Source organism: Planococcus sp. APC 3906, from assembly GCF_030407685.1.
Taxonomy (GTDB): domain Bacteria; phylum Bacillota; class Bacilli; order Bacillales_A; family Planococcaceae; genus Planococcus; species Planococcus koreensis.
This window is the reverse complement of record NZ_JASDCW010000004.1, coordinates 96,709-108,351: the sequence shown is the minus strand read 5'-3', so window position 1 is coordinate 108,351 and position 11,643 is coordinate 96,709. Positions and strand designations below refer to the sequence as shown.

Here is an 11,643-nt window from a genome sequence, read left to right as displayed (position 1 = left end):
CTTAGCGTTGGCCTTTGATGTAAGGCACACCGTTTGCTTTTGGTGCATTCGCGCGGCCGATAAAGCCAGCCAACGCAAGAATCGTCAATACGTATGGAAGGATCAGCAAGAACACGCTTGGAATGTCTTTGATGTACGGGATGGACGGTCCGACGATACTCAGCGATTGCGCGAGGCCGAAGAATAATGCCGCTCCCATGGCGCCCAGCGGATGCCATTTCCCGAAAATCATTGCCGCCAAAGCCATAAAGCCCTGCCCATTGATCGTTGCATGTCCGAAGTCGCCGGAAATTGTCTGTGCATAAATTGCACCGCCGATGCCTGCAAGTGCTCCGGAAATCATTACAGCGATATAACGCATTCTAGCAACGTTGATGCCCATTGTATCAGCAGCCATTGGATGTTCACCTACAGAGCGTAAGCGCAAGCCGAATGGCGTCTTATAAATGACGAACCAAGCCACGATAGCAACCACGAGCGCAAGGATCGACGTGTTGTACATTTTTGAAAACAACATCGGCCCGAGAACCGGAATATCGGAAAGGAACGGTACATCGTAACGCGGGAAGCGTTCCGTGATGAAGTCCGTTTGCCCTTTATCGAAGATTTTCTTAACTAAGTAAAGGGATAAGGCAATGGCAAGCAAGTTTATCGCCACCCCTGAAACGACTTGGTCCGCACGGAATGAGATCGACGCCACTGCGTGGACGAGCGACAGCAATAAGGCAGCGACCATCGCTGCAATAAGCGCCAGCCAAGGAGTTGCGTTGCCGAACTGATCAGCAAACAGCAAGTTGAACAAAATTCCGACGAAAGCACCGATGACCATCAAACCTTCAAGACCGATATTTACAACACCTGAACGTTCGGAGAATACGCCGCCGATAGCTGTCAAAATTAATGGTGCCGCGTAAAATATGGCTGAAGGAACGATGAAATACAAAACTTCCAAGAAACTCATATTACTTCGCCTCCTTCTTTTTAGCCGCGCGCAGCAGGAATAGGCGGATGATATAACCTGATGCTACGAAGAAAATAATAACCGCGATGACAATTTCCACGATTTCCAATGGAATTCCGGCAGCATTCGGCATGTTCAAAGCTCCGTATTTCAATGAACCGAATAATGTCGCGCCGAAGATGACGCCAAGCGGTGTGTTCATGCCCAGCAAGGCAACGGCGATGCCGTCAAACCCGATGCCGGTGAAGCCGCCTTTGGAAGAAACATATTCGAACGTTCCAAGTGCTTCCATCGAACCAGCAAGACCGGCAAACGCACCGGAAATGACCATTGCGAGGATGACGTTTTTATTGACGTTCATGCCTGCGTATTCGGAAGCGTTGTGGTTGAAACCGACCGCTTTCAATTCGAAGCCCAAAGTTGTTTTCTCTAGAATGAACCACATGACCGCAACCATCGCCAGCGCAATCAAAATGCCGTAATGGAGGCGTGAAAAGTCTGTCAGGTTCTGGAAAAATTCCGAGCGCAGCGATGCACTCAAGAAAATCGACTCAGTTCTGTCGCCGCCGTCAGAAACGGTCTTGATCAAAGCGTTTGTCGTGTGCAGCGCGATATAGTTCATCATAATCGTGACGATTACTTCGTGTACATGGAACTTCGCTTTCAATAGCCCTGGCACAAAGCCCCATAGAGCTCCAGCTGCAGCTGCAGCCAAAATCGCCAATGGCAAATGGATGATTTTCGGCAATTCAACAGCTACCCCTACATATGCAGCGGCAAACCAGCCGACGATCAATTGCCCTTCGACACCGATATTGAACAGTCCCGAGCGGAATGCAAATGCGACTGCAAGACCTGCCAAAATATAAGGTGTAATCTGACGGATCGTTTCACCAATTGTATAAAGGTCTCCAAAAATACCGTTCCATAAAGCGGTGTAGCCGACAATCGGGTCATAGCCCGATACGAGCATAACGATTGCACCGACCAATAAACCTAAAATAACAGATATGACGGGGACCAGAAGATTCGTAGCTCTAATTGACATGCTGATCCTCACCTTCTTTCTTTGAATCATTATTGCCATCGCCTTGTGCTTTGACAGAGTGTCCTGCCATCAGCAGCCCAAGCTCTTGTTCCGTCGTTTCTTCCGGAACTACGACATCCACGATTTCGCCATCATGGATAACAGCAATGCGGTCCGATACGTTCATGACCTCATCAAGTTCGAATGAAATAAGCAGAACAGCTTTGCCGTTGTCACGTTGTTCAATCAAGCGGCTGTGGATAAATTCAATCGCACCAACATCAAGCCCTCGAGTCGGCAATGCTGCAATCAGCAAGTCAGGATCACGATCTACTTCACGGCCGATAATCGCTTTTTGCTGATTACCGCCGGATAAAGCGCGCGCTGGTGTGTGCGGCCCTTGCGTACGAACATCGAAATCCTTGATGATTTGCAATGCTTTCTCATCGATTTTCTTGTAGTCGATGATGCCGCCTTTGGAAATCGGCGATTTGTAATACGTCTGCAGCGAAATATTGTGGCCAATCGGGAAATCCAGTACCAAGCCATGTTTGTGGCGATCCTGCGGAATGTGGCCGATACCGGCTTCCGTCACTTTGCGCGGTTTCAAGCCCGTAATGTCTTTATCGTGCAGCGAAATGGTGCCGCTTTTAACTTTGCGCAATCCGGTGATCGCTTCGATCAATTCACTTTGTCCGTTTCCGTCGATTCCCGCAATTCCGACAATTTCGCCTTTGCGGACTGTCAGATTCAAGCGTTTCACTTTCTCAACGCCGCGGTAATCTTCCACTACCAAATCTTTTATCGAAAGCGCATCCTCAGTTGGATTAGCTGCCCCTTTAACTGTCTTGAATTCCACTTGGCGTCCGACCATCAACGATGCAAGGTCAGCCGGATTGGTTTCCGCTGTGATGACGGTGCCGATGCCTTGTCCTTTGCGGATGACCGTTACACGATCGGATACATCCATGATTTCTTTCAATTTATGGGTGATCAAAATGATTGATTTTCCTTCAGCAATCAAACGTTTCATGATTTGAATCAATTCGACGATTTCTTGCGGTGTCAGCGACGCGGTCGGTTCATCGAATATGAGGATTTCCGCTCCGCGATAAAGCGTTTTCAGGATTTCCACTCGCTGCTGCATGCCAACGGAGATATCTTCGATCAATGCATGCGGATCCACATTCAGGCCATATTGTTCAGAAACTTCCTGCACGCGCTTCGCTGCATCTTTTTTATTGGTGACGCCGAATTTCGTCGGTTCGTTGCCCAAAATGATGTTTTCCGTAACGGTGAAGTTCTCAACGAGCATAAAATGCTGATGGACCATTCCGATACCGAGATCATTGGCGATGTTCGGGTTTGAGATATCAACCTTTTTGCCGCGCACACGAATTTCCCCGCCTTCTGGCTGGTACAAGCCGAAAAGCACGTTCATCAATGTCGATTTCCCCGCTCCATTTTCACCTAATAATGCATGAATTTCGCCCTTTTTCAATTGAAGCGTAATATCATCATTGGCGACAAATGTTCCGAATTCTTTTCGTATATTAAGCATTTCAATAACATATTCCATTGTTCTCACTCCCCCGAAAACTGGTGACTTATTTTTTAGAATTACCGTTGCATCTTATAGAAATTGACACATGAAAGGTTTCTATTGGCGTGTTGTATAGGTTAATCGCTTTGGACAGCGCAAAGATTATGCCTTAATTCTCGAGGCAGTGCCTTTACAGGTGTTTTGCAGAATTTATGCGCGTTCAGCGAGTTTTATGCGCGTTCAGAAAATTTTATGCGCGCCTGGCGAAATTTATGCGCGTTCAGAAAGTTTTACGTGCGCTCAGCAAAATTTATGCGCGTTCAGCGAGTTTTCATTTAAAAACCTTTCATCTATCAATCCATTTTTGAGCAAAAAAAATCATAAAGACCGGTTAAACCGGTCTTTATGATGACCGTATCAAAAGAACTTATTCAGACAAAGTTTCTGGTACTGTTACTTCGCCGCTAGCGATTTTCTCTTTGTACTCATCGATTTTAGCCATTACATCGTCAGGAATCGCGCCGCGTGAATCCGCAAGGCCAACGCCATCGTCAGCTAAACCGTAAGTAGTTGTTTCGCCGCCTGGGAAGTTTCCTTCTTTAGCTTTGTTAGAGATATCAAGAACTGCTTGGTCAACTCGTTTAAGAACTGAAGTCAATGTTACGTTCGCATCGCCAACTTGTCCTTCATCGTATTGGTCAGCATCTACGCCGATAACCCATACATTTTCATCCGGGTTAGCTTCTTTGCGTTCCTTGGCTTCAGTGAATACACCGTTTCCTGTTCCGCCAGCTGCGTGGAATACGATATCCGCACCAGAATCATACATAAGAGCAGCAGTGGATTTACCCAATTCCGCTTTATCAAAAGCACCTGTGTACTGAGCATCAACAACGATTGATTCGTCTACAGCTTTAACGCCTTCTTTGAATCCAGCTTCAAAGCGTTCGATTACAGGAATGTCCATGCCGCCGACAAAACCGATTTTTTTCGTTTCCGTCATCAAAGCAGCAGCAACACCTGCAAGGTATGCGCCTTCTTGCTCTTTGAACAAGACGCTGGCAACGTTTGGAGCATCAACAACCGCATCGATGATACCGATTTGAGCATCAGGCTGCTGAGCAGCAATTTCTTTAACCGCGCCTTCCATCAAGAAACCAATTCCGAAAACGACATCAAAGTCGCGGCGGATCAAGTTGTTCAAGTTGGTGTTGTAATCAGCGTCAGACCCTGACTGAAGGTAGTCGATGCCGCCATCGCCCTTTTTAAGGCCGTTTTCTTCACCGAACTTCTGCAAACCTTCCCAAGCCGATTGGTTAAATGATTTATCATCTACGCCCCCGACATCAGTTACCATAGCAACAGAAAAGTCGCTTGTTTCTTCAGCGCCTTCTCCGCCGCCAGAACCGCCAGATGTTTCTTCTTCGCTGCCGCATGCCGCAAGCATTGTGCTCGCTGCAAGCATAACTGAAAGGCCTAGAGCAAATTTACGTTTAATCAATGTGATAACCCCCAAGGTAATTTTTGATAATAGCAGGAATTTGCCGTTTTACACACGTTTGCGAACTACATGGAAACTGAATTTATCAGCTCTGAAGTAGTTCTTTGAATAAAGCACCACACGATCGTCCTCATCATAGTGGAACTGTTTTAACTCGAGTAATGCTGTTTCCGGGTCGCATTCCAATATCGGTGAAGCCTGGTCATGATAGCCGATTGGATCGATGAACGTGACGGCATACGCAATATGGATGTCACCGGACTCCTCAATTGCTGAGAAGATGGAACTTTCTGTGCGTCCGAGAAAATCTCCAGGCAAATACCGTGAAGGAACTTTGTCGATACAATAAACGACGGGTTCCCCGTTTGCCGTTCGGACGCGTTCAATAGTAATAATTGAGTCATCGTCTTCGCAATGAAAGCGTTTTATATCCTCTTCAGAACAAGGAGCCTCGTGGGTACTTAAGTAAATAGCACCAGGCTCCATGCCTGCTTGGCGGATCATGTCGGAAACACTCGTCAATTGTTCGATGCCCGATGAAAAAACCGGTTTCGCATTGACGAAAGTGCCAACTCCATGGCGCCTAACGATGATATTGTCTTCTTCCAGCAGCCGCAGCGCTTCTCTAAGAGTGGCGCGGCTGACTCCAAGTGTCTTGGCCAGTTCAAATTCGGATGGCAGCTTCTCTTTCTCTTTGTACAATCCGGCAGCAATATCCTGCTTCATTCGGTCAATAACTTGAAGATACAAAGCGCGATGATCCGATTTTATTGTCATACGATTCACCACCAATGACAGAGATCAGACATCTGATGTAAAACATTCCTACTAATCAAAATTACTATAACATTAATTTAAAATGAAATAAATAGTCTTTTGTCGAATTTTGCGATTTTCATTTCAAAGATTTCAAAAACTCTAATCATTTTGTCACAAAAAAAAGCAGGAAGATTTAATAATCTTCCTGCTTTGGCACTAATACAGTCCTTGGTTTGCTGCCTTCGTAAGGGCCGACAACGCCGCGCTGCTCCATTTGGTCTATGATGCGGGCCGCTCGTGAATAGCCGACGCGGAACCTTCTTTGCAGCATCGATACCGATGCTGTCTGCATTTCGGAAACCAATTGCACGGCTTCGTCGTATATTTCATCTGTTTCTTCGTCAATCGCTGATTCATCGACTTCGGTCGGTATCATATCTTCCTGATACTGCGCTTTTTGCTGTTCGATGGCGAAATCGACGATTTTCTCAACTTCGGAATCTGACAGGAACGCCCCTTGCACCCGGACCGGTTTGGATTGGCCGGCACCGAGGAACAGCATATCGCCGCGGCCCAGCAATTTCTCAGCGCCGCCCATATCCAAAATGGTCCGCGAATCGATTGCGGACGATACCGCAAATGCGATCCGGGAAGGGATATTCGCTTTGATGACACCTGTGATGACATTGACACTCGGACGCTGCGTCGCGATGATCAAATGGATTCCCGCGGCGCGGGCCATCTGTGCCAAACGCGTGATGGCATCTTCCACTTCGTTCGAAGCGACCATCATCAAATCAGCAAGCTCATCAACGATGACGACGATGAATGGCAATTTCGGATGTTTGTCTTCATTTTCTTCATTGAAAATGCGGACGTATTCATTATAGCCTTCAATATTGCGCGTTCCGGTATGGGAAAACAGCTCATAGCGCCGCTCCATCTCGGAAACGATTTTCTTCAATGCCTGGGCCGCTTTCCGCGGATCGGTGACAACAGGTGCCAGCAAGTGTGGAATGCCGTTATAGACATTCAATTCGACCATTTTCGGGTCGATCATCATCATCTTCACTTCATGCGGCTTCGCACGCATGATGATGCTCGTGATGATGCCGTTGATGCACACCGACTTCCCGCTTCCCGTCGAACCGGCAACGAGCAAATGCGGCATTTTGTTCAATTCGGTCATCACGGCTTGGCCGGTGACATCACGTCCTAAACCAAACAATAACTTGGCATCAGGCTTATTGTTTTCTTCCGACTCCAGTACCTCGCGAAGCGACACGATCGCCACTTCGGAGTTCGGCACCTCGATGCCGATGGCGGATTTCCCTGGAATTGGCGCCTCGATCCGGATATCCCGTGCAGCCAGCGCCAGTGCCAAATCATCGTGCAAAGAGACAATCTTGCTGACTTTCACGCCCGTATCCGGAAGCACTTCGTATTTTGTAACGGCAGGGCCCAAATGGACTTGCGTCACTTTTGCGCGGACGCCGAAACTTTGGAACGTTTTCTCGAGCTTTTTGGCATTTTTTTGGATGCCAGCGTATTCGCCGCTTTGGTCGCTTTGCGGCGGCAAATTCAATAAATCGATCGGCGGCAGCTGGTATTCTTCGTTTTCCAATTCTTCTGCAGTCGTCATCAAGTTCACATCGCCAAGTTCTGGCGTCGCCTCTGCTTCGTCTTGTACTGCTGGAGGCGTTTCAGGTTTTCTTGGTTTTACATTTTCTGTAAACGCTGAAATGATGGGCTCTTCTGTTTGCATATCAAAGCTTTTCACTTCAGGAATTTCATCGATTTCATCATAAGCCAGCACTTCATCGGCTTCGAACGGCTGTTCCAGCTGTGCTTTGCGTCGCGGCGAGGATATGCGCTTCGGTTTGCCTTGCTTGAATCGGTTCATGACCCCATCGAGAACCGGCCGCATGCTTGGCACTTTTTCTGCCAGGTATGGAGCTGCGGTTTTGCCCGTCAGGATGATTGCGCCGATCGATAGTAAGATCAACGCTATGATCCACGTGCCGGCTGTGTCGAATAACACATGGAACATGGCATACAATAACGCGCCCATTATTCCGCCGCCGCTTGCAGTATAGGTTTGCCAAACAGAACCTGTGAGTTGCGTCGATTTGATCGTTTCGGACAATACATTGCTCGTTGTGATCGGCAAAATCGAACCGGATGCCCAAATCAAATGGCAAATCAGCAGGATTCCGGTCAATACGAACAAGCCGCTTGCTAAAAGTTTCAGCCGCGGTTTCGGCCAACTGCGCTTCACCATAACGTGGATGGCAATTGCCACCAGCACGATTGGCACAAAAATAGCCAAATACCCAGTTAATAATTCAGCAGTGTTCAACAGCATCTTGCCTATGATGCCGAGCTGGAACGCCATCAACACGGCAATGCCGATCATCAATAGCCCGATGACTTCATACCAGATCATCGCCATTGGCTGTTTCTTTTTCGAAACCGGCTTTTTCTTAGCGGGTGTTTTTGTTTTTCTTTTCACCTGAGCCCGTGGCATCACGATCCCTCATTTCCTCAAAATTGAAAAAGGATTTCCTCCGATTAGATCGGTCCGGAAATCCTTTCACCTGTCTCTCTCTTAGTACTCCATAATAATCGGAATGATCATCGGACGGCGTTTCGTTTGCTGGAATAAATAAGAATTCAATGTGTCGCGAATTTCCTGTTTGATGTTATTCCATTCAAAAGCATCTTTAACGACATATTTGTCTACTACTTTGCGGACCAATTGAGTGGACTCTTCCATCAGCTGCTCAGACTCACGCACGTAGACGAATCCACGCGAGATCATTTCCGGGCCAGATGCAATTTTCTTCTCTTTGCGGTTCAAGGTCACAACGACGATGAATATTCCGTCTTGGGACAAAAGCTTGCGGTCGCGCAAGACAATGTTCCCCACGTCACCGATGCCGATGCCGTCAATCAAGACATTGCCTGCAGTGACACGGCCGCTCATGCGCACTTTGCCCGCTTTGTATTCAACGATATCGCCTTTGTCAGCGATAAAGATATCAGACTTCTGAATGCCTACTTGCTGCGCCAATTTCGAATGGGCAATCAGCATTTTGTATTCACCTTGGATCGGAATGAAATATTTCGGTTTCATCATGTTCAGCATCATTTTCAAATCTTCTTGGCTGCCGTGCCCGGAAACGTGGACTTTTTTATCGGAAGTCAACACTTTCGCTCCGGCTTTCGCCAATTTGTTCATCGTCTGGAACATTGGAACTTCCATGCCCGGTGACGGAGTGAACGTGATCAATACGGTATCCGTGTCTTTGATCTTAACGTCTTTATGCTGCTTGCGGACCATTTTGTCCAACGCTTCAAGCGGCTCTCCCTGGTTGCCTGTTACAATGATGACCACTTCTTCGTCACGGTATTGCTCAAGATCTTTCAGAGAGATGACTGTATCTTCAGCGACTGTCAAATAGCCGAGGCGCAATCCGACTTCGTAGCTGTTTTCCAGGCTTTTCCCTGCAACCGCAACTTTTTTGCCTGTTTTTTGGGCAAGGTCGAAAACTTGCTGGATGCGGATAAAGTTGGATGAATACAACGAAACCAAAATCCGGCCTTCCGCTCCAAGAAACGCAGTATATAAATGATCGTAAACGACTGTTTCAGAAGTTGTATAACCAGGGCGTTCCGCTTCAGTTGAATCGGACAATAGGAACAATACGCCGTCGTCGCCCAACTTCGCCATTTTCGAAATATCCGGACGGTAGCTGCCTCTTACGGATTGGTCGAATTTAAATTCGCCTGTATGGACAATCGCACCTTCGGATGTATGGAAGGCGATACCCAAAGCGTCTGGAATACTATGTGTTGTATGGAAAAATGTTACGTGCGTTTTATCGAAATTCATGCGGCTTTTGTTTGTCACTTCAAAGAATTTCACATGCTTTAAAGATCCCTGTTCTTTGATATGCTCTTTGGCAAGCGCAATCGTCAATTTCGATCCATAAACAGGCGCCTGGATTTTTTTCACTAAATACGCAATCGAACCGATTGCATCTTCATGGCCGTGCGTAAGGAAAATCCCTTTGACGCGGTCTTTGTTTTCTTCAAGGAACGTCATGTCCGGAATAACGATATCGATTCCAAGCATTTCATCTTCCGGGAACATCAGGCCGCTGTCCACTACGAACAGGTCCTCATCAATTTCAATCACGTACATGGCCTTACCGATTTCACTGACCCCGCCAAGCGGGATGACTCTAATTACTTCATTTTTAATTTTACTCAATTTACTTCCTCCTAAATTTTACCCGTACATATCCATAGACTTTATTATACGGGAATTCCAGGTAACAGTCCAAAGAAAAAACAAACCGGAGCATTGTCCGGTTTGTTCGGAATGATTACGCTATGGCCAATGGGCCGTTAAATGATGTTTTGTTCAATCATCGACTCGGCGATTTGAACTGAATTGAGCGCTGCACCTTTGACTAGATTATCAGACACGACCCATAGGTGGAAGCCCTGAGGGTTGTCAAGGTCTTGGCGGATGCGGCCGACAAACACTTCATCGAGTCCGGCTGCCATCAGCGGCATCGGATAAACCTGATTCGCGGGATCGTCCATCAGCACAACACCTGGTGCGTCTGCGATGGCTCTTTTCACTTCTTCGACAGTTGGCGCCCCTTCAAGTTCCACATAAACCGATTCGGAATGGCCTGTGACTACGGGGAGGCGGACACATGTTGCGGCAACTGCTAAGCGGTCATCGTGCATGATTTTTTTCGTTTCGTTGATCATTTTCATTTCTTCGTAAGTGTAGCCATTATCGGTGAACTTATCAATTTGCGGGATGGCATTGAACGCAATCGGATAATGGTGCTCGGCGGATTTCACCGGCAGCATTTTTGCTTCGGCGTCTTTCGCGTTGTCAAAATCAGCCGACTGGTTTTTAAGTTCATTGATGGCCCCGATCCCAGCGCCCGACACGGCTTGGTATGTCGAGACGACGATTTTCCGCAAACCGTATTGCTCTTTGAGCGGCTGCAATGCGCAGACCATTTGAATGGTTGAGCAATTCGGATTCGCAATAATGCCTTTATGCTGCGCGATATCTTCCGGGTTTACTTCCGGCACGACGAGCGGCACTTCGGCGTCCATGCGGAAAGCGCTGGTGTTGTCGATGACGACTGCCCCGCGTTTGACGGCTTCCGGCGCAAATTGCTCGGAGATGCTGCCGCCTGCGCTGAACAATGCGATGTCAATCCCTTCAAATGATTCCGGTTTTGCTTCTTCGATTGTATAGGTATTGCCTTTAAATTCAATTTGCTGTCCTGCAGAACGGCTTGATGCCAGGAATTTTATTGTATTCACTGGAAAATCGCGTTTTTCCAATTGTTCTTTCATCTGTTGTCCAACTGCACCCGTGGCACCCATAATTGCTACATTATATGTTTTCAAACAACTCGCTCCTTCAAAGATTATTGGCGTAATTGTACCACAATTCACTTCACTAGAGGAATAGGATATTGCTCATCAAATATGATAGCCCTTTCATTTCGCTTCAGCGCACTTTCATGTCCCGAAGCTAGCGCAGCGTTGCAAAGTACTTTTTGTCCCGAAGCTAGCGTTGCAGGGACAGGGACAGGGACAGGCGGACGCGTTCCGCTTGACTGGCTTCAGTCTCTTCGTTACGAAATCGTTGCTCCTGCCTTGCTTCGCTGCTTCGTCGCAAACAAGTTGGTCAAAATCCTTTTGCCCAACTTGTTCGCCGCCTTTCGCTTCATTCAAAGGTGATTCTTGATAGCAAAACATTTCTATTGATAGATGAATAGAAAAAATAGAAATGTATCCCATTTCTTGAT

General features: G+C 47.2%; 8 protein-coding genes. All 8 read right to left on the bottom strand.

Going from position 1 to position 11,643, the window contains the following annotated elements; translation table 11 throughout:
- Position 1 precedes the first annotated feature (1 nt).
- Complete coding sequence (locus tag QMA09_RS04030) at positions 2–961, bottom strand: ABC transporter permease (RefSeq protein ID WP_290212094.1); 960 nt, start codon at positions 959–961, stop codon at positions 2–4.
- A 1-nt stretch (position 962) separates the two neighbouring features.
- Entirely contained in the window at positions 963–2,009 is a 1,047-nt protein-coding gene (locus QMA09_RS04025; RefSeq protein ID WP_135505258.1) for an ABC transporter permease, read from the bottom strand.
- Positions 1,999–3,567, bottom strand: a complete 1,569-nt coding sequence (locus QMA09_RS04020; protein ID WP_290212093.1) for an ABC transporter ATP-binding protein — start codon at positions 3,565–3,567, stop codon at positions 1,999–2,001. Before QMA09_RS04020 ends, QMA09_RS04025 begins: the two co-directional genes overlap by 11 nt.
- 391 nt (positions 3,568–3,958) lie before the next feature.
- On the bottom strand, positions 3,959–5,032 hold the full coding sequence (locus QMA09_RS04015; protein WP_290212092.1) for a BMP family lipoprotein: 1,074 nt from the start codon (positions 5,030–5,032) through the stop codon (positions 3,959–3,961).
- A 48-nt stretch (positions 5,033–5,080) separates the two neighbouring features.
- The gene (locus QMA09_RS04010; protein WP_290212091.1) at positions 5,081–5,809 is read right to left on the bottom strand and encodes a GntR family transcriptional regulator; all 729 of its coding nucleotides are present in this window, start codon (positions 5,807–5,809) and stop codon (positions 5,081–5,083) included.
- Positions 5,810–5,984: 175 nt separating this feature from the next.
- A complete protein-coding gene (locus QMA09_RS04005; RefSeq protein WP_290212090.1) occupies positions 5,985–8,318 on the bottom strand; it encodes an FtsK/SpoIIIE family DNA translocase in 2,334 nt (777 codons plus the stop codon).
- Positions 8,319–8,399: 81 nt separating this feature from the next.
- Entirely contained in the window at positions 8,400–10,067 is a 1,668-nt protein-coding gene (locus QMA09_RS04000) for a ribonuclease J (RefSeq protein ID WP_290212089.1), read from the bottom strand.
- A gap of 137 nt (positions 10,068–10,204) precedes the next feature.
- A complete protein-coding gene (locus tag QMA09_RS03995) occupies positions 10,205–11,215 on the bottom strand; it encodes an aspartate-semialdehyde dehydrogenase (protein ID WP_483313542.1) in 1,011 nt (336 codons plus the stop codon).
- Positions 11,216–11,643 lie beyond the last annotated feature (428 nt).

Coding starts and splice junctions, on each gene's coding strand:
- QMA09_RS04020 (WP_290212093.1), bottom strand. CDS start 3,567: ATGGAATATGTTATTGAAATGCTTAATATACGAAAAGAATTCGGAACA.
- QMA09_RS04010 (WP_290212091.1), bottom strand. CDS start 5,809: ATGACAATAAAATCGGATCATCGCGCTTTGTATCTTCAAGTTATTGAC.
- QMA09_RS03995 (WP_483313542.1), bottom strand. CDS start 11,215: ATGGGTGCCACGGGTGCAGTTGGACAACAGATGAAAGAACAATTGGAA.
- QMA09_RS04025 (WP_135505258.1), bottom strand. CDS start 2,009: ATGTCAATTAGAGCTACGAATCTTCTGGTCCCCGTCATATCTGTTATT.
- QMA09_RS04030 (WP_290212094.1), bottom strand. CDS start 961: ATGAGTTTCTTGGAAGTTTTGTATTTCATCGTTCCTTCAGCCATATTT.
- QMA09_RS04005 (WP_290212090.1), bottom strand. CDS start 8,318: ATGCCACGGGCTCAGGTGAAAAGAAAAACAAAAACACCCGCTAAGAAA.